This window comes from Streptomyces lydicus, from assembly GCF_001729485.1.
Taxonomy (GTDB): domain Bacteria; phylum Actinomycetota; class Actinomycetes; order Streptomycetales; family Streptomycetaceae; genus Streptomyces; species Streptomyces lydicus_D.
This window is the reverse complement of sequence record NZ_CP017157.1, coordinates 1,021,061-1,040,668: the sequence shown is the minus strand read 5'-3', so window position 1 is coordinate 1,040,668 and position 19,608 is coordinate 1,021,061. Positions and strand designations below refer to the sequence as shown.

Here is a 19,608-nt window from a genome sequence, read left to right as displayed (position 1 = left end):
GTCAGTGGCAGGTGCGAGGATGCACCCAGCACGAAGCGGTGGGGGCGCGCGGTCTGTGTCGCAACGTGCACTTGGGACTTGTACGTGCCGACGTGCCCGGGTTGGCGGGGGGAGAAAGCGGCCCCTGCCGGATCCCCGGCAGAAGGGACCGTTGACGGCGATGCAGATCCGGCTGACCGTCCTCGGGCCGCGCAGCGGCCACACCACACGGGCCTGCGACGTGCTCGTGACGGCCCCCGCCGGCACCGCTTTGGCCGCGGTGGCCGGCTCGCTCGCCGCTTCCGTGGCGGGCTCCGGGGCGGACGTCGGCACCGCGGGCGGCAGCGGACCCGTCGTCCTCTACGCCGGCACCGAGCGGCTCGACCCCCAGCGCGCCGCCCTCGGCGAACCCCCGCTCATCGACGGCGCGGTCCTCACCCTCCAGGGCCCCGGCCCGGCCCCCGCCCACGGCCTGCCGCACGGCACCGCCCGCCTGCGTGTCGTCTCCGGCCCCGACGCCGGCGGCGTCCACCTGCTGCACGGCGGCCAGATCCGCATCGGCCGCTCCGCCGACGCCGACGTCCCCCTCGACGACCCCGACGTCTCCCGGCTGCACTGCGCCGTCACCGTCGAACCCGACGGCGCCGTGTACGTCGCGGACCTGCGCTCCACCAACGGCACCGCCGTCGACGGCACCGGCCTCGACGAACAGCCCGCACCCCTGCGGCCCGGCGCCCTGCTGCGCATCGGCGAATCCACCCTCCGCGTCCAGTCCGCCCCCGGCACCCCGGACCCGGCCCTGCAGACCGCCCCCGACGGCGAGGGCCACCTGCGGATCACCCCGGGCCCCGACGGCACCTACGCCCCGTCCGGCCCCGCCGCGTACGCGCCGGACCCCCGGGACCCCGGCGCGGCCTCCCCCGTACCGGCCCCCCGTACGCCCCCGCCCGTCGCCACGGGCCGACGGGACACCCCCCTGCGCGGCACACCGGCCCAGGACGCCGAAGAGCCACGGGACAACGGCCGGCCCGCCGGGGCGCCGCCCGCCGACCCCGGCCGGCCCTCCCGGCCCCCGGCACCCGCCGACGCCGGCCGGCCCTCGTGGTCGCAGCCGCCCGCCGCCGACCACGGCTACGCCTACGACTCCTCGCACGCCCCCGCCCCGTACCCGGACGCCGCCACCTCCCACGGCTACGGGCACGGCCCCGGCCACGGCGCCGGCGTCCGCCGGGAACTCGCCCACGACGCCCCGGCCGGCGCGGCGGACCGCACCCACGGCGGCGGGCAGTCGCTGGCCCCGGCCGACGGACCGCGCACCGACGAGGCACCCCGCAGGGGCGGCCGGCGCGGCGGCCTCGGCGCATGGGCACGGCGGCTCGCCGGCGGCCGGCCCACCGCGGACCAGCAGGACGCCCCCCTCACCGCCCCCTACGAACCCGGCGACGGCCACCCGGCCCCGCACGCCGACGCCCCCGGCGGCCCGGAGGCGGTCACCGCCCCCTACGGGACCGCCGGCCACGAACGCTGGCCGGACGCCGCCACGGTCCTGCTCACCGCCCTGGGTCCCGGCCCCCGCCTGTGGGAACGCGGCCCCGACCACCCCGACGCGCTGACCGTCCGGCTGGGCACCGCGAGCCGCAGCGGCGGCCGGGCCGCCGTACCCGTCACCGTCGAGCTCCGCCGGGCCGGCTCGCTGGGCCTGGCCGGCCCGCGCGCCCGCCTCACCGGACTGGTCCGCTCCGCGATCGCCCAGCTCGCCGCCCTGCACTCCCCCGGCACCCTCGACATCGTGCTGATCAGCACGGACCGGGCGCGCAGCACCGAGGAGCGGATCGCGGACTGGTCCTGGCTCGGCTGGCTGCCGCACGTCCGCCCCGGCCACGGCCAGGACTGCCGGCTGCTCCTCGCCTACGACAAGGAACAGGCCACCGCCCGCGCCACCGAACTCGTCCGGCGGCTCGACGACAGCCCGCTGGGCCCCGACTGGCCCAGCGCCGAACGCGCCGAGGTCTCCCTGGCGGCCGCCCGTCACCAGGGCCCGTACACCCTGCTGATCGTCGACGGCGACCCCGGCTCGTCCGCGCTGCGCGAGACCACCGCCCGGCTCGCGTCCGGCGGCGCGGCGGCCGGCATCCACCTCCTGTGCCTGGCCGAAACACCGGCCGCCTCCCCCGCCTTCCCGCTCGCCGCGACGTACGAGGCGGCCCGCGCGGCCTCCCCCGCCTTCGGCGAGTGCGGTGCGGTCGCGGTCCTCAGCGGCGACGTCGCCACCGCGCTGCGCGTCGTCCAGCCCGGCTCCGGCCCCAACGGCACCGTCGCGACGGTCGACGCGGTCTCCGGCGCCTGGGCCGAACGCTTCGCCCGGGCCCTCGCGCCGCTGCGCGAGGCCGAGCCGGCCGCCCCCGCCGGCGGCCGCACGGTCCAGCGCGCGGCCGTCCCCCTGCCCGACACCGCCCGGCTGCTGGACGAGCTGGGACTGGCCCGCGCCACCCCGGCGTCCCTGATGGCACGCTGGGCCGCCGCGCTGGACACCGACCGGCCCAGCGCCCCCGCGGTGCTCGGCGCGGGCCCGCACGGCCCGGTACACGCCGACCTCGCCGCCGACGGCACCCATCTGCTGCTGGAAGGCGCGGCCGCCACCGGCAAGACCGAACTGCTGCGCTCACTGGCGGCCTCCCTCGCCGCCGCGGACCGCCCCGACCTGCTGTCGCTGGTCCTGGTGGACGGCGGCGGCAGCGAACGCGGCGAGGGCCTGCGGGTGTGTACGGACCTGCCGCACGTCACGACCTACCTCGCGGCCTCCGACCCGGTCCGTATGCGGGAGTTCGCCCAGGCGCTGTCCTCGGAACTGAAGCGCCGGGCGGAAACACTGGCCGGCACCCCCTTCGCCGACTGGCGCGCCGAACACCTGCCCGCGCCCCGCGTCATCGCCCCGCGCCGCTCCACCGAATCCGGCACCGCGGACAGCGGAACCCACAGGACCCACAGAACCCACGACAGGACTCACGACAGGAGCCACGACAGGACCCACGAAGGTGACGGACAGCAGGAACTAACTACTCTCCGTAATCGTTGCCGTAACAAGGAGGAGGAAGGCGGCACCCCGGCGGACCCCTCGACGACCGGCACACTGCGCCTGCGCACCCCCGCCGACCCCCCTGGCCCCGCCGGCGACACGGAAAACAACAGCCCCGCCCCGGCCCCGGCCGGGCCCCTGTCCCGCCTGTTCGTCCTCGTCGACGACTTCGACGCGCTCGTCGCCCCCGCCCTGGGCAGCCCGGGCCGCCCCGCCGCCGGCTCCGTCGTGCGCGCGCTCGAAGCGGTGGCCCGGGAAGGCGCGGCCCTCGGCGTTCACCTGATAGCCGCGACCGGCCACCCGGACCGCACGGCCGACACCGCCACCAGCCAACTCGCCGACCTGCGCATCGAGTTGGGCGCCGACGGAGACGCGCCCGAGCCGGCCCCGACCGGCCGGGGCCGGCTGCACCGCGCGGCGGACGGCTCCTCGACCCCGTTCCAGGCCGGGCGGGTGACCGGCCGCATACCCCGTACGTCCACGCTGCGCCCGACGGTCGTGCCGTTGGAGTGGCAGCGGATGGGCGACCCGCCGGCCCGCCGCCCGCTGCGCGAGCTGGGCAACGGCCCGACGGACCTCGCCCTGCTGGCCAGCGCGCTCCAACGGGCCGCCCAGTCCTCGGGCGCGACCGCCCCGCCGCCGCTGGTGTGAGATCGGGGTGCGGTTGGCGGCCTGGCGCCCGTCGGTGGCCTGCCGTCCTGAGTTGGCCGGTGACCCGTCGCCCGTCGGTGGCCCGCTGTCCTGAGTTGCTCGGTGGCGTGGCGTCCTGAGTTGTGGGCCTGCAGCGGGGAGCTGGGCTGTGTGTGGTCGGTGCTTCCGGTCTGCGCTGGGGCCTGGTGGGCTCGGGCGGGGAGAGGGGCGGGCGTTGAGGGCGGGGCGTGGGGCGGTACGTGGGTGGGGCCGTAACAGGCCGATCACAAAAGGTGAGTTGACGCCGGACGCGGTATTGCGGAGGCCGGGGGCAGGGCGTAGACCTGTCGCACACCCACACGCGGAGCACGAGCTTCACGCACAGACGCACAGAGCACGAGCTTGACGCGCAGACGCAGACACAGACGCACACGTACACGCAGGTACACGCAGACGCACAGGCAGGCACACGTGTCGGTGCACGGCTCGTAGTTCGTCGGCGCCGTCGCACCACCGCGGGCAGCGGCACCGGGCAGCGGCACCGCGTCGCCGGGAACCACCGCACCACCGAGCGGCACCACGGCAGCGCGCCACCCGGCGCGCCGCGCACCGCACCACCGAGCGGCACCGTCGGAGCGCACCGCGGGGTGTGCCGGCGCAGCACCACCGCACCATCGCACCACCAGCACTACCGCACACCGGACGGGTCACCACGGCAGGGCACCGGTTTGTTGCCGGTGCGGCACGGAGCGACAGGGGGTTACGGGGATGCGTAGAGGACTTGGGCGTACGGGGACGGCCGGGAGGGTGCTGGCGGGGGGTGCGGCGGTGGCCCTGGCGCTGGGGTTGGCCGGCTGCGGCGGAGGCGGCAGTGGCGGTTCCGAGGGGGGCGGGAGTGGCGGGGGCAAGGGCGGCGGGTCGACTGCGCCCACCGTGCGGCTGCCGAAGCTCGACGGGCAGAAGTTGCAGGTCACTGCCGTGTGGACGGGGCCGGAGCGGGAGAATTTCGGCAAGGTGCTGGACGAGTTCGAGCGGCGGACCGGCGCCAAGGTCGACTTCGTGCCCAGCGGTGACGACATGGCCGGGTTCATCGGGTCGAAGATCGCCGGTGGGGGCCCGCCGGATGTGGCGATGCTTCAGCAGGTGGGCGTGCTCAACGAGTTCGCCGCGAAGGGCTGGCTGAAGCCGCTGGGCCCGGACGCCAGGGCGCAGCTCGCGAAGAACTATTCCAAGGGCTGGCAGGACCTCGGTGCGCACAAGGGCACCGCGTACGGCGTCTACTTCAAGGCCAGCAACAAGTCGCTGGTCTGGTACAACGCCCGGGCGTTCGGCAATGCGGGGGTGACGGAGCCGAAGACCTGGCCGCAGTTCCTCAAGGCGGCGCAGACGATCTCCGAGTCGGGGGTCGAGCCGGTGTCGGTGGGGGGTGCGGACGGCTGGACGCTGACGGACTGGTTCGAGAACATCTATCTGTCGCAGGCCGGGCCGGAGAAGTACGACCGGCTGGCGCAGCACCGGATCAAGTGGACCGATGCGTCGGTGCGGCAGGCGCTGACCACGCTGGGGCAGTTGTTCGGCCGTAAGGATCTGCTGGCGGGCGGTAACGCGGGGGCGCTGCAGACGGATTTCCCGACGGCGGTGACGCAGACGTTCAGCGGTGGGGACGCCCCGAAGGCGGCGATGGTCTCGTCGGCGGATTTCGCGGCGGCCAACATCGCGCAGACGAAGGCGAAGGTCGGCAAGGACGCGAAGGTGTTCCCGTTCCCGGCGGTGGGTGCGAAGTCGCCGGTGGTGACCGGTGGGGACGTGGCGGTGGCGCTGAAGGACAGCAAGGCGGCGCAGGCGCTGCTGACGTTCCTGGCGTCGACGGACGCGGCGAAGATCTGGGCGCAGGCGGGGGGTTTCGTCTCGCCGAACAAGGCGCTGGATCAGGCGGCGTACGCGGACGGTGTGATGCGTGAGATCGCGAAGGCGTTGATCGCGGCGGGTGACGACTTCCGGTTCGACATGTCGGACCAGGCGCCGGCGTCCTTCGGCGGCAAGCCCGGGCAGGGCGAGTGGAAGGACCTGCAGGACTTCTTGAAGAGCCCCAAGGACATCGCGGGGACGCAGGCGCGGCTGGAGAAGGACGCCGCGAAGTCGTTCGGGCGCTGAGCGTCCGCCGCCGACCGTCTCGACCGGGACCGGGGGATCGTCACGATGAGCGACGCAGGGGTCAGCAAGGTGGGCCGTCCGGGTGGCCGGGGCCGGGGTGGTGGCGTGCGCGCCGGCCGTCGCGGCGGCCGGCGGGTGACGGGTACCCGGCGGTGGGTGGCGGTGGTGTTCCTTCTGCCGGCGCTGGTGTTGCTGGGGGCGCTGGTGGTGTATCCTATCGTGTTCTCGGTCTACCGGAGTCTGTTCGACGCGTCGGGCAGCGGTTTCGTGGGGCTGGGCAATTACGGGGAGATGTTCTCGGACGAGGGCATTCGTACCGCTTTGCGGAACAACGTGGTGTGGGTGGTGGTGGCGCCGACGGTGTCGACGGCGCTGGGGCTGGTGTTCGCGGTGCTGACGGAGCGGATCCGTTGGGGGACCGCGTTCAAGCTGGTGGTGTTCATGCCGATGGCGATCTCGATGCTGGCGGCGGGGATCATCTTCCGGCTGGTGTACGACCAGGCGCCGGAGCGGGGGGTGGCGAACGCGGTGTGGGTGTCGGTGCATGACACGTTCAGTGATCCGGCGCCGTTTCCCGGGGCGAAGCCGCGGCCGCGTTCGGAGTTGCGGCCGTCGGGTGGTGGCGGGTTCACGACGCGGTCGGCGGTGCGGGCGGGTGCGCGGGTGGAGCTGCCGTTGGTGGCGGCTCGGCAGGACGATCTGCGGGGGGCGCGGCCGGCGGGGGCGGCGGCGCGGCGGCCGGGGGTGGTCTCGGGCACGGTGTGGCTGGACTTCACCCGTGGTGGCGGCGGTCGGCCGGGGGTGATCGACGGGAACGAGAAGGCGCTGGCGGGGCTGCGGGTGGAGGCGGTCCGGGGTGGTGCGGTGGTGGCGTCGGCGATGACGGCGGCGAACGGGACGTTCACGCTGCCCGGCGGGGCGGCGGACGGGGCGCGGCTGCGGTTGCCGGGGGCGAATTTCGCGGCGGCGTACCACGGGGTCGAGTGGCTGGGTCCGGCGCTGGTGACGCCGGCCATCATCGGGTCGTACGTGTGGATGTGGGCGGGTTTCGCGATGGTGTTGATCGCGGCGGGTCTGGCGGGGGTGCCGCGGGAGTTGTTGGAGGCGGCGCGGGTGGACGGGGCGGGTGAGTGGCAGGTGTTCCGGCGGATCACGGTGCCGTTGCTGGCGCCGGTTCTGGTGGTGGTGCTGGTCACGTTGATGATCAATGTGCTGAAGATCTTCGACCTGGTGTACATCATCGCGCCGGGGTCGAGCCTCCGGTCGGCGAATGTGCTGGCGTTGCAGTTGTTCCAGTCGTCGTTCGGGACGGATGTGGACGAGGGGCTGGGTAGTGCGATCGCTGTGTTCCTGCTGTTGCTGGTGCTGCCGGTGATGTACGTGAATCTCCGGCGCCTGCGGAAGGAGCGTCGCCGATGACCTCGTCGATGACGTCCGTGGACGGGGTGGTGGCGGGCCGGCCGGGCGGGGGCGCGGGGCGGCGGGTGGGGCGGTCGTTCGCCGGGCGTCTGGCGGCGCGGACCGGTGGCGGCGCGGTGCGGGTGTTCCTGGTGCTGGTGGCGCTGTTCTGGTTGATGCCTTCGGTGGGGTTGCTGCTGTCGTCGTTGCGCAGTCCGCAGCAGATCGCGGAGTCCGGCTGGTGGGAGGTGTTCACGAAGCCGGCGGAGATCACGTTCGCCAATTACAGCCAGTTGTTGTCGAACGGGAAGGTGATGGGTTCGCTGCTGACCACGGCGGAGATCACGGTGCCGGCGACGGTGCTGGTGGTGGTCATCGGTTCGCTGGCGGGTTATGCCTTCGCGTGGATGGATTTTCCGGGCCGGGACGGCTGGTTCATGGTCGTGGTGGGGCTGTTGGTGGTGCCGGTGCAGGTGGCGCTGATTCCGGTGGCGAAGTTGTTCGGTGCGGTGGGGCTGTTCGAGACGACGGCCGGGGTGATCTTGTTCCATACGGCGTTCGGGTTGCCGTTCGCGGTGTTCCTGCTGCGGAACTTCTTCGCGGAGATCCCGCGGGAGCTGCTGGAGGCGGCCCGACTGGACGGGGCGGGTGAGCTGCGGCTGTTCACCCGGGTGGTGATGCCGCTGGGGGGTCCGGCCATCGCGTCGCTGGGGATCTTCCAGTTCCTGTGGGTGTGGAACGACATGCTGGTGGCGTTGATCTTCGCGGACAGCGGCAGTCCGCCGATCACGGTGGCGCTGCAGCAGGAGGTGCGGCAGTTCGGCAACAACATCGATGTGCTGGCGCCGGGGGCGTTCGTGTCGATGGTGGTGCCGTTGATCGTGTTCTTCGCGTTCCAGCGGCAGTTCGTGTCGGGTGTGATGGCGGGCGCGGTGAAGTGAGGCGGGGCGGGCCCGGGGGCGGGACGGGCCCCGGGCAGGGGGCAGGTCCGGGGGCGGGGCGGCCCCGGGGCGGCGGGCGGGTCCAGGAGCGGCCGGGCCGTTGTTATCTCCCGTTCATGTCCGTCCCCCTACGATGTCGGTCACTGCCGTGAAACGCATGGTGCGGCGGCGCCCCGTCGGGGAGACTGACGGGCGGGGCTCGCACGTTTGCGTGACGAGCGAGGGCGCCCTGGTCCCGGTGCGGGCCGCGCCCTGCGCCACGGTGTGTGCCGGGCGTCGTCCATAACTGCACAGGTTCTCCGCATCCCCCCTGTATCCCCCGTCCCTTTTCTGCCTCTCCTACAGCGCACATGGCCCTACGTTCCCGACCGTCTGGAGACGGACCGCACATGACTGCCCCCATCGCAGACCAGAGTGCCGAACAACTCCCGCGCCCCACCCGGCTGTCCGACGTCAAAGGCTGGTTCTTCACCGCAGATCAGCTGCTGTTCGACTGGTTCCTGGCGTATCAGCAGGACCGTTCCGAGCGGGGTGATCTGCTGGAACTGGGCGCGTACATGGGCAAGAGCGCGATCTTCCTCGGCGCCCGGCTGCGGGACGGCGAGCGCTTCACGGTCTGCGACCTCTTCGACTCCCCCGCCGAGGACGCCTCGAACTCCAAGGAGATGAAGAAGTCCTACGCGACGCTGACCCGCCGCGCCTTCGAGGCGAACTACCGCGCGTTCCATGACGAGTTGCCGACGATCGTGCAGGGTCTGAGTTCGGCCGTCAGTGACCATGTCGAGGCGGGGTCGGTGCGTTTCGCGCACATCGACGCCTCGCATCTGTACGAGCATGTGCACGGCGACATCCTCGCGGTGCGTGAGCTGCTCACCGGCAGCGGCGTGGTGGTGCTGGACGACTACCGCGCGGAGCACTGCCCGGGGGTGGCCGCGGCCACGTGGCAGGCGGTGGCGAACGAGGGGCTGCGCCCCGTCTGCATCACGGGCACCAAGTTCTACGGGACGTGGGGTGATCCCGAGCCGCTGCAGAAGGCACTGGTGGAGTGGATCAAGGGCCGTGGCGACATCTGGCACGAGGTGCAGTACGTCAATGACGCGCCGCTGGTGCGGCTGAGCGCCAAGGGGGCCAAGGAGCCGGCGCAGCCGGTGTCCCGGCACAAGGCGGCGCCGGCGGCGCGGGCGGTGCCGGGGCCGGCGGCGCGGGAGCCGCGCGCGTCGGCGGCCCGTCCGGGGCCCCGGCCGCCGGTGCCGACGCGCAGCACGGTGCGGAAGGTCGCGCTGGACGTGCTGCCGCCGATCGTCACGCGGGCGATCGTGCGGGCCCGTCGGCGGGCGCGTACGCGCTGAGGACGGTGGGCGCGGGCCGGGGCGGGGTGGCCGTCCCGGCCCGCGGCGTGTCCGGGGCCGTGCGGTGCGGTGCGGGGCGGTGCGGGGCGGTCAGGCCGGTACCTGGGCGATCAGGACGAACACGTTGGCGCGGAGCAGCAGTCCGGCGGGCCGGGGCAGCGGGTGGGAGTAGGTGCGCCGGACGGTCAGGCCGGCGGATTCGGCGAAGGCGCGGAGCAGGGGGAAGTCGGTGAAGCGGACCGGGTCGGGGCCGGCGCGGTGGCCGGCTTCCTGCGGGGTGATCAGTACGGCGGCGCCGCCGGGCCGTACATAGGGGAGGTAGGCGCGCAGCAGGCTTTCGGCCTGTTCGTCGTCGAGGTGTTCCAGGACGTGGGCGGAGAGCAGGGCGTCGAAGGCGCCGGGACGGGCGTGCGGGCCGGCGAGGAAGGCGGCGGGGGTGCAGGCGGTCAGACCGCGGGTGCGGCAGCGGGCGACGGCCTGCGGGTCGTGGTCGATGCCGACGCTGCCGGGGGCGCAGCCGGCGAGGGTGTCGCCGTCGCCGCAGCCGATCTCCAGGACGCGTCCGGCGCCGAGCCGCCGGAGTTGGCGGCGGTAGGGGGCGCGGGTGGGCAGCAGGCGGGTGAGGCGGCTGCGGGGCTGCTCGGCGGGCAGGCGTGCGGTGGAGGCGGCCGGTGCGGTGCCCGTGGTGTCGGTGGGATGGGCGGGGCGGGGTTCGCTGCCGGGTGGCTGGGCGTCGGAGCTGTCGGTGGTGGCGGAGCTGTCGGTTCGGCCGGGCATCGGGACGCGGTCACCTTCCCTGGGACGCGGCGCGGGGGCGCCTTGACGCTGTGCCTCGGGTCTACGGCATCGGACGCGGCGGGTGGTCACGGCGCGCCGAGCGCTCACCACGGGGCGTGATCTGTCGGGCGGGTGCGCCGGCGGGGGCCTCTCACCCTTTCAGCGCAGATCCGGTGACCGTGGTGGCGGTGGCGAGTTGAAGGGACCGGTCTTGTGCATCGCCAGTCCGGAAAGGCTCGGTCCGCGTATGAAGCCCCGACTCACGGTCGTCGTCCCGGTCCATCGCAGCGAGGGGTCCGAGCGGAATGTGGAGGAGTGCCTGGAGTCGGTGGCGGCGCAGACGCTGACCGGGCTGGACGTGGTGATGGTGGACACCGGGCCCGGGGAGGGGGGTGCGGTGCCGGGTACGCCGGCGGCGGTGGCCCGCCGGTTCGCGGAGCGGGATCCGCGGTTCCGGATCGTGCACCATCCGGGGAAGGGTGCGGCGCCGGGGTGCGGTGCGGTCCGCAACACCGGTGCCCGGCACGCCTTTCCGCACACCGACTACCTGGCGTTCCTGGACGCGGACGATGTGCTGCTGCCGCGGGCGTACGAGGATCTGGTGGGGCTGCTGGACGCGTCCGGTTCGGATCTGGCGACCGGCAACGTGTATCTGCTGGGGGCGGGCGGGCGCAGTCAGTCGGCGGAGCATCCGGTGGCGCACCGGACGGTGTTGCGGACGCACGTCACCGAGGACCTGACGCTGCTGCGGGATCATTTCGCGCGGAACAAGGTGTTCCGGCGGGCGTTCTGGGACCGGTGCGCATTCGCTTTCCCGGAGGGCGAGTTGTGCCATGACGAGGCGGTGACGCTGCCCGCGCACTTCCTGGCGAGGACGGTCGACGTGCTGCACGAGCACGTGTGTTACCGGCGTCTGCCGGAGGGCCCGGACCGGCACCGGCGGCCCGATGCGCGGGGGGTGCGGGACCGGTTCGCGGCGGTGGCGGGGGTGCGCCGGTTCCTCGCCGATCCGGCGCGGGTGCAGCTGAACGCGTATGCGGCGGACTACGACCGGTGGCTGCTCACGGGTGGGCTGCTGGATCTGGTGGAGGGGCTGCCGGGGGCGGCGCCCGAGGCGCGGACGGCGTTCCTGGACTGTGCGCGGGGGTTCCTGTCGGAGGTGGATCCGGGGTTGTTCCCGGGGCTTCCGGTGGAGCTGCGGATGCGCTGGTACCTGATCCGGGCCGGGCGGCCGGCGGATCTGCTGACGCTGCTGGGGCACGAGGCGCGCAATCCGGCCGGGTTCACGGTGGCGGGGCCGCCGCTGCGGAAGCGGGCGGTGCTGCCGCTGCGTCCGTCGCTGGAGCTGCCGCCGGGGGTGACGCGGCTGGAGCGGGCGGATTTCCCGGCGCGGGCGCGGGTGGTGGAGGCGGTGTGGCGGGACGGTGCGCTGCTGCTGCGGGGCTATGCGTATCTGCGCAATGTGGATGCCGCGCACCGGCACGGCTATCTGCGGGCGGTGGTGCTGTCGTGCGGGCGGCGCCGGGTGCTGCTGCCGCTGCGGCCGGTGCTGATGCCGGAGGCGACCGCCGAGTCCGGTCAGGAGCTGCACTGTTACGACTGGTCGGGCTTCGAGGTGCGGGTGGATCCGGCACGGTTGCGGCGGGGTGGCCGCTTCGAGGAGGGCGACTGGTCGGTGGGGGTGCTGCTCGCGTCGGGGGGTGTGGTGCGGGTGGCGGCGCCGGTCGCGCCGGAGACGGGGTCGGGTGCCGCGCCGTCGGCCCGGGACGTGGCGGACGAGGGCGCGGCGGGCCGGGTGCGGGTCACGCCGTGGTACGAGGAGGGGCGGCTGCGGCTGTCGGTGGCGCGCCGTACGCGGTGGCTGGTGGGGCACCGGGCGGCGGGCGGCGACGTGGAGGTGACGGTGGCGGCGCCGGGGCCGGCGCCGACGGCGCTGCGGCTGACGCACCGGGGGACGGGCACGGTGGTGGCGTTCCCGGTGGAGGCGGCGCCGGGGGACGGCGGCGAGGTGGCGGTGCGGGTCCGGGCGGAGGCGGTGGCGGCGGCGCGTCCGCCGCGGGACGGGGCGCCGGCGGCGATTCCCGCGGCGCACACCGAGAGCTGGCTGGCGGAGCTGGTGCTCGCCGACGGCGGTACGGACGCGGTGGCCTGCGATCCGCGGTCGGCGCCGGTGGCGTATCCGCTGCCGCACGGCCGGGAGCTGGTCGTGGCGGCCACCCCGGGCGGGGATCTGGTGCTGCACGACCGTACGCCGCAGCCGTGGCTGGACCGGGTGCTGTGGCGGGCGGACGGCACGCTGCTGGTGTCGGGGCGGCTGCCGGACGCCGCGCCGCACGCCTCCGAGCTGGTGCTGAAGGACGCCGCGCACGCCGCGGAGCTGGCGTTCGCGAACCGGCACGAGGAGGGCCGGTTCCACGGGGTGCTGCCGCTGGGGGCGGTGCCGTCGCTGGCGGGGCCGGTGCCGCTGCGCGAGGGCCGGTGGACGCTGCACCTGCGGGAGCGGGGCGTGCCGGGTCCGGTGCCGGACGCGCCGGTGCGGATCGCGCCGTCGGTCCTGGACGGGCTGCCGGCGTCGCGTACGGTGCGCGGCAAGCCGCTGGCCCTGGACCGGCAGCGGTACGACGAGGCGCTGGTGATCGCGGGGCCGGCGGTGCCGGCGGGTGACCGGGGCCCGTACCGGCGGCGGGTGCTGCGCGAGCAGCACTATGCGCTGCACCGCTCCCGTCCGCTGCGGGACACCGTGCTGTACAGCAGTTTCGGTGGGCGGGCGTACGGGGATTCGCCGCGGGCGGTGCACGAGGAGCTGGTGCGCCGGGGGACGGACGTGGAGCACCTGTGGGCGGTGCGGGACGCGCAGACCGCGGTGCCGGACACGGCGCGGGCGGTGGTGGTGGGCAGCGCCGAGTGGCACGGGGCGCTGGCGCACAGCCGCTGGGTGGTCACCAACACCCATCTGCCGCGGTGGTTCACCCGGCGTGGTGGGCAGCGCATCATCCAGACCTGGCACGGTACGCCGCTGAAGCGGATCGGCGCGGATCTGGCGGGCACGCTGTGCGCGGGCCTGGCGCACCTGGCGGCGCGGCCGCGGGTGAGCCGGCAGTGGAGCGTGCTGTTGTCGCCGAACGCGCACAGTACGCCGGTGCTGCGGTCGGCGCTGGGCTTCTCGGGGCGGCTGGTGGAGACGGGGCTGCCGCGTACCGATGCGCTGTTCGCGGCGGACCGTGAGCTGCGGGCGGCGGCGGTGCGGGAGCGGCTGGGTATCGAGCCGGGCCGGAAGGTGGTGCTGTACGCGCCGACGCCGCGGGACGACCTGGCGTACGACACGGGGCAGCACCGGCTGCATCTGCCGCTGGACCTGCGGCTGGCGCGCGAGGAACTGGGCGACGGGCACGTGCTGCTGGTGCGCAGTCATCCGCTGGTCGCGGACCGGTTGCCGGCGCACCACGCGCCGTTCGCGCTGGACGTGTCGGCGCACCCGGACGCCACCGAGCTGCTGCTGGCCGCGGACGTGCTGGTCACCGACTATTCGTCGCTGGCGGTGGATTTCGCGAACACCGGGCGTCCGATGCTGTTCCTCACCCCGGATCTGCCGCACTACCGCGACACGTTGCGCGGGTTCACGCTGGATTTCGAGGCGCGGGTGCCGGGTCCGCTGCTGGCCACGACGGGTGAGCTGATCGACGCGCTGGGCGATCTGGACGCCATCGCGGCGGCGTCGGCGGAGGCGTACGAGGATTTCCGGGAGACGTTCTGCCACCGGGACGACGGTGGTGCGGCGGGGCGGGTCGCGGACCTGATGGAGCGGTGATGCGGATGGGGCGGTGACCGGGCGGCCGGTCCGCGGCAAGGTGATGGCGCGCGGATCGGCATCGCACGCCACTCGCGTCGTTACAGCATGTGCGGGCGTCCTGCGGGGCCTTCGCACACCCGGAGCGCCCCGGGTCCCGCGAGGTAAGAAGACGGCAAGACGCGGGAAAAGCGGGCGGGCGGGTGCAACCGTGCGGCGGGTTTCGCCCTCTGATCCATCGGTATGGGGTCAGGTCCGTACCCGCTCGCGCCAAGAGATGCTGTCGACACGAAATGTAGATTGAGTGACTGTGAAAGAAGCCCTAGAGCCGCTGCCAGGGCCCACCATCACGCCGTCAGCGCAGGTCAGCATCGTCGTCATCGCGTTCAACGATGCCGGCCACGTCTGCGATGCGGTGCGCTCGGCGCTCGCGCAGGAGCTGCCGGAGCAGCCGGGAGGAGCCGGGGGGCCGGACGGGCCCGGGGGCTCCGGTGTCGAGGTGATCGCGGTGAACGACGCGTCCACCGACGGTACCGGTGCCGCGCTGGACGAGCTGGCCCGCACCGAGCCGCGGCTGCGGGTCCTGCACCGCGACGAGAACAGCGGCGGCTGCGGCACCCCGCGCAACGACGGTCTGCGGGCCGCCACCGGGCGTTTCGTGATGTTCCTGGACAGCGACGACGTGCTGCCGGCGGGCGCGGTCCGGGCGCTGCTGGCGGCGGCGCTGGAGCACGACGTGCCGGTCGCGGCGGGTGCCTGTGTGCGGCGGGAGCTGCCGGCGCGGCGGGACGTGCCCTGGCAGCCGGCGCTGTACCGGGAGGCGGCGGTGCACGAGACGGCCGGGTCCGGTGCCCAGCTGGTGCGGGACACCCTGTGCGTCAACAAGCTGTACGAGCGGGCGTTCCTGACCGGGCACGGCATCACCTTCCCCGAGGGCCGTTTCACGTACGAGGACTTCGTGTTCACCGCGCGGGTGCTGGCGGCCGCGCCGCGCATCGCGACGATTCCCGACAGCGTCTACATCTGGCACGTGCGCCGTTCGGCCGCCAAGCAGTCGATCTCGCTGGACCGCAAGGACGTCGCGAACTGGCGGGCGCGGATCGAGGCGCACCGCACCAGCGTGCAGATCTTCCGGGACGCCGGGCAGAAGGCGCTGGCGGAGGCGGCGGCCACCAAGTTCCTCGACCACGACCTGCGGATGTACGTCCGGGAGCTGCACACCCGCGGCGGCGACTACCGCGCCGAGTGGTGGCGGCTGACCCGGGAGTACCTGTCGGGTTTCGACGAGGCCGCGCTGCGGGCGGCCCGCGCGCCGGCCCGCTGGCTGGCCCGGGTCGTCCTGGCGTCGCCGGCGCCCCGGGACCTGGACCGGCTCACGCAGCTGGCGGCGCGTCCCGGCCGGCTGCTGCCGCCGTACGCGGAGGCCGGCGGGCAGGCGGTGTGGTCGGCGGACCTGCCCGGGGTCGAGCTGGAGGACCTGGGCAGCAAGCCGCTGCACCGGCTGCCGGTGACGATCGACGCGGAGCCGGCGGCGTCCGGCCCGGGGATACTGCGGCTGCGGGTGCACGATCTGTACGGGCGGCTGGCCGAGGCGGTGCCGGAGAGCATCGACGTCGAGCTGCGGCGCCGCCGCGACGACCGCCGCGGCCCGGTGCACACCGCGGCGCTCACCCCGGTGGGCAGCGGGCAGGGGGCCGGCTGGACCGCGGAGGTGGTGCTGGACATAGCGGCGCTGGCCGACGGCGGCGGCGCTTCCGCCGAACCCGAGCCGTGGGATCTGACGGCCCGGGTCAGCTGCGCCGACGGCGACGGGTTCCGGGCGGCGCTGCGCGCCACCGGGCCGGGGCTGCGGCGGCGGGTGCTGCCCAGCCGGCGCCACGCGGTGCTGCTGGTCCAGCCGTACGCGACGACCGGCGGGGCGCTGTCGCTGCGGGTGGCGTCGGGTCTGCGCAGCGTCTGGCGGATAGCGGCCCGCCGGCTGGGCCGCTGACCCGGTGTCCCCCGACTGTCCGACCCCGACCCTAGGATGGGCGCTATGTCTTACTTGATCACGGGTGGTGCCGGCTACATCGGCTCCCATGTCGTACGGGCCCTGCGGCAGGCCGGCGAGCAGGTCGTGGTGCTGGACGACCTGACGACGGGCGTCGCCGCGCGCGTCCCCGAGGGCGTCCCGCTGGTCGTCGGCTCGACGCTGAACCGTGCGCTGCTCGACGAGACGATCGCCGCGCACGGCGTCACCGACGTGGTGCACCTGGCGGCGAAGAAGCAGGTCGGCGAGTCGGTGGACATGCCGCTGCTGTACTACCGGGAGAACGTCCACGGCCTGCAGATCCTGCTGGAGGCGATGGCCGCGGGCGGGGTGGGACGGCTGGTGTTCTCGTCCTCCGCGGCGGTCTACGGCATGCCGGACGTCGACCTGGTCACCGAGGACACCCCCTGCGCGCCGATCAATCCGTACGGCGAGACGAAGCTGGTCGGGGAGTGGATGGCCCGGGCGGCGGGCCGGGCGCACGGGATCTCCACGGCGTGCCTGCGGTACTTCAACGTGGCGGGCGCGGCCACCCCGGAACTCGCCGACACCGGCGTCTACAACATCGTTCCGATGGTCTTCGAGAAGCTGACCGAGGGCGCCGCGCCGCGCATCTTCGGCGATGACTACGCCACCCCGGACGGCACCTGCATCCGCGACTACATCCACGTCGCGGACCTCGCCGAGGCGCATGTGGCGGCGGCCCGCAAGCTCGCCGAGCCGGGCCCGGTGCGGGATCTGACGCTCAACATCGGGCGCGGGGAGGGCGTCTCCGTACGGGAGATGATCGACCTGATCACCGAACTCACGGGCCATGAGGGGGTCACCGCGGAGGTCACCCCGCGGCGCGCCGGCGATCCGGCCCGGGTGGTCGCGGCCGCCGACCGGATCGGGTCCGAGCTGGGCTGGAAGGCCCGCCACGACGTGCGCGACATGATCACCTCGGCGTGGGCGGGCTGGCGCCACCACCACCCGCAGGGCTGACGCTGCCGGCACGGACGCCGGTCGGTCACGGCCGGGCACCCTGCTCCGCGGGATGCGGCCCGCGGAGCAGGGTGCCCGGGTGTGCCGCTCAGGTCAGTGGGTGCGACGTCCGGCCGGACGCCTCGTCGATCTCGTCGTGGGCCTTGGTCAGCAGCTTCATCGCCAGTTCGTTGAGCGCCCTGGCTCCCGCGATCTCCTCGCCGACCCGCGCCTGGTTGGAGTCGGCGGGGTGGCGGCTGGCGTAGCCGTGGGCCCGGACCTCACTCCCGTCGGCGAGCCTCACCAGGGCGGCGGCACGCGTGCGGTGCGTGTCCTCCTCGAATTCCAGCTCCACATGCCATCCGACAGCGGTCTGCAACATCCCGATCACCTCCCAACCGCTGATACCAGGGTGCTCCCGGACGCGGCGCGGCGCACGGTGTGCGCGGTGGTCCGCCACGCCGGTCAGCGGAGGCGGAGCCGGCGGGACGGCCGGGGGACGGTGACGGTCAGGGGGGTCCGGTCGTCGGCGGTGCGGACGGGGAGGTCGTGGCGGAGCGGCCCGGCGGTCAGGCGGAGGGCGACCTGCCAGGTGCCGGGCGGGACGCCGTGCAGGGAGCAGCGGAGGGTGTAGCGGTCGGCGGCGGCCGGTTCGACGGTGGTGCGGCGGGCGACGAGCGTGCGGTCGCCGGCGCGGAGGGTCAGCCGCAGACCGGCATCGGTGGGGCAGCCGGGCAGGGTGAGGTGGGCGGTGAGGGTCGCGCGACCGGTGCGGGTGGTGGTGACGGTGCCGCGGAGGTCGGTGCCGAGGGGGTGGCGGCGGCCGTCGGGGTCCAGGTCGAGGTGGAGGTGGTGGTGCGGCCCCGCGGGCAGGAGGGCGGCGACGGCGGGGCCGTCGGGGCCGCGGCCGACGAGGCGGGGGCGCGGCCCGGCGGGTACGGCGGCCGGCTCCCCGGGCCCGTCGGGTTCCGGTACCAGCCATGCCTCGCGGTGGACGGCGGTGTCCGCGGGGTCGGCGTCCGGGGCCGGTGCCCCGTGGGCGGTGAGCGCGATCTTCAGGCCCCACAGGCCGGCGGGCAGCGGCGCCCCGTCGGCGGCGGTCGCCGGGTCGACGGCGGCCCGCCACCGCTCGCCGTCGTGGCGCGCCGGTATCCGGTAGCGGCCGGCGGGGCCGTGCAGCAGTACCTCGGCGGTGGTGCCGTGGAGTCCGGGGAGGGTGGCGGTGCCCCGCAGGTGCAGGACGCCGCCCGCCCACTGCCGGCCGGTCAGCCGCTGGCGCGGCGCGACGCGGTCGGTGAGGTCGTAGCAGGCGTCGGGCAGGGCGTGGTGGGGGTCGCGGAAGCCGGGGTAGCGGGCGTAGAGGCGGCCGTCGGCGGCGTACGGCGGTTCGGGCGGGGTGGCCTCGGTGTCGGCGCGGACGACGGCGGTGAGTGCGTCGTCGAGGGCGGCGCGCAGGCAGTGGGCGCGCAGCCGCAGCCGGGGTGGCAGGGCGGCCTGGACCCGGTCGGTGAGGTAGCGCTCGACGAGGGGGCGGGCGGCGGCGGCCATGGCGCGGCGGCCGTCCGGGGGGCGGCTGAGGTAGGGGGCGGCGAACGGCATGAGGATCTCGCCGTGGAAGTGGCGGACCATCAGGGCGTCGCGGTCGGGGCCCGGCGGGACCTCGGCCTCGACGGTGGCGAGGACGGTGCCGATGTAGTGGAGGTACTCGCACCAGTCGAGTTCCTGGCGGCTGGCGTTGCTGTCGTCGGGGCGGCCGTGCAGGTAGTAGCAGTCGTAGTCGGCGAGGACGGAGACGGTGTCGGCGCGGAGCAGCGCGGCGATGCCGAAGGGGAGGTCCTCGGCCAGCAGGCGGCCCTCGACGAAGCGCAGGCGGTGCTGTTCGAGGAAGGCGCGGCGGAAGAGTTTGTAGGCGGCCAGCGTCCAGTAGACGGGTGAGTCGAAGGGGGTGACGCGGGCGCGGGTGGTGCGCAGGTCGACGGGGGCGGCGCGGCCGTCGACGCCGACGATCCGGCCGTGGACGACGTCGGAGTGGTGGGTCTGGGCCATGCGGGTGAGCCGGTCCAGGGCCTCGGGGCCGAGGTGGTCGTCGGAGTCGAGGAAGAAGACGTAGTCGCCGGTGGCCAGGCTCAGGCCGACGTTGCGGGGGCGGCCGGCGCCGCCCGAGGCGGGCTGGGTGATGACCGTGAGGTTGGGGTGGTGGAGGGCCTGTGCGGTGAGCCAGGCGGCGCTGCCGTCGGTGGAGCCGTCGTCGACGGCGATCACTTCGATGCGGCGCTGGTCGAGGGTCTGCGCGAACACCGAGCCGAGGCTGCGGGGGAGGTAGGGGCGGGTGTTGTGGACGGGGATGATCACGGAGACGGCCGGGGCGGGGCCGGCCGGCCCGCCGTGAGCCGGGTTCGCGGGTTGGGGGGATATCGGCACTCCGCCTCCGGTCGGTCGTCGCGGCAATCCCTCGAAAGCCCCGCGTCCCCGCAGAGCGAAAGGGACTATTAAGACATATAACGTTGGGTGAACGTTCGCCGAGT

11 protein-coding genes are annotated in these 19,608 nt (G+C 74.5%); 8 read left to right on the top strand and 3 right to left on the bottom strand.

The annotated features are described in order from the left end of the window. Positions 1-160: 160 nt before the first annotated feature. The 5 genes from SL103_RS04460 (at position 161) to SL103_RS04440 (ending at position 9,527) form a co-directional block, all read left to right on the top strand. On the top strand, positions 161-3,706 hold the full coding sequence (locus SL103_RS04460) for an FtsK/SpoIIIE domain-containing protein (RefSeq protein WP_069567470.1): 3,546 nt from the start codon (positions 161-163) through the stop codon (positions 3,704-3,706). A 747-nt stretch (positions 3,707-4,453) separates the two neighbouring features. Next, on the top strand, positions 4,454-5,839 hold the full coding sequence (locus tag SL103_RS04455; RefSeq protein WP_069567469.1) for an ABC transporter substrate-binding protein: 1,386 nt from the start codon (positions 4,454-4,456) through the stop codon (positions 5,837-5,839). Between the two features lie 45 nt (positions 5,840-5,884). Further along, positions 5,885-7,258 carry an ABC transporter permease subunit gene (locus SL103_RS04450; RefSeq protein WP_079145563.1) on the top strand — a complete coding sequence of 458 codons (1,374 nt, stop codon included), beginning with the start codon at positions 5,885-5,887 and terminating at the stop codon, positions 7,256-7,258. An 8-nt stretch (positions 7,259-7,266) separates the two neighbouring features. Further along, complete coding sequence (locus tag SL103_RS04445; protein ID WP_069573402.1) at positions 7,267-8,178, top strand: carbohydrate ABC transporter permease; 912 nt, start codon at positions 7,267-7,269, stop codon at positions 8,176-8,178. A gap of 389 nt (positions 8,179-8,567) precedes the next feature. Then, positions 8,568-9,527 (top strand): class I SAM-dependent methyltransferase, encoded by a 960-nt coding sequence (locus SL103_RS04440; protein ID WP_069567468.1) that lies wholly within the window; start codon positions 8,568-8,570, stop codon positions 9,525-9,527. A gap of 90 nt (positions 9,528-9,617) precedes the next feature. On the opposite strand, the gene SL103_RS04435 is transcribed toward SL103_RS04440, so the two are convergent. After that, on the bottom strand, positions 9,618-10,304 hold the full coding sequence (locus tag SL103_RS04435) for a class I SAM-dependent methyltransferase (RefSeq protein WP_069567467.1): 687 nt from the start codon (positions 10,302-10,304) through the stop codon (positions 9,618-9,620). A 247-nt stretch (positions 10,305-10,551) separates the two neighbouring features. Between SL103_RS04435 and SL103_RS39160 the strand changes: the two genes are divergently transcribed. The 3 genes from SL103_RS39160 (at position 10,552) to galE (ending at position 17,104) form a co-directional block, all read left to right on the top strand. Continuing rightward, complete coding sequence (locus SL103_RS39160; RefSeq protein ID WP_069567466.1) at positions 10,552-14,112, top strand: bifunctional glycosyltransferase/CDP-glycerol:glycerophosphate glycerophosphotransferase; 3,561 nt, start codon at positions 10,552-10,554, stop codon at positions 14,110-14,112. Between the two features lie 289 nt (positions 14,113-14,401). Then, positions 14,402-16,081 (top strand): glycosyltransferase family 2 protein, encoded by a 1,680-nt coding sequence (locus tag SL103_RS04425; RefSeq protein ID WP_079145562.1) that lies wholly within the window; start codon positions 14,402-14,404, stop codon positions 16,079-16,081. 45 nt (positions 16,082-16,126) lie between these two features. Next, a complete protein-coding gene (galE, locus tag SL103_RS04420) occupies positions 16,127-17,104 on the top strand; it encodes a UDP-glucose 4-epimerase GalE (protein ID WP_069567465.1) in 978 nt (325 codons plus the stop codon). A gap of 88 nt (positions 17,105-17,192) precedes the next feature. Here the strand turns inward: galE and SL103_RS04415 are convergent, their stop codons facing one another. Together SL103_RS04415 and SL103_RS39155 are read right to left on the bottom strand one after the other, a co-directional pair. Further along, on the bottom strand, positions 17,193-17,465 hold the full coding sequence (locus SL103_RS04415; RefSeq protein WP_069567464.1) for a DUF1876 domain-containing protein: 273 nt from the start codon (positions 17,463-17,465) through the stop codon (positions 17,193-17,195). An 83-nt stretch (positions 17,466-17,548) separates the two neighbouring features. Beyond that, on the bottom strand, positions 17,549-19,504 hold the full coding sequence (locus SL103_RS39155) for a glycosyltransferase family 2 protein (RefSeq protein ID WP_069567463.1): 1,956 nt from the start codon (positions 19,502-19,504) through the stop codon (positions 17,549-17,551). Positions 19,505-19,608 lie beyond the last annotated feature (104 nt).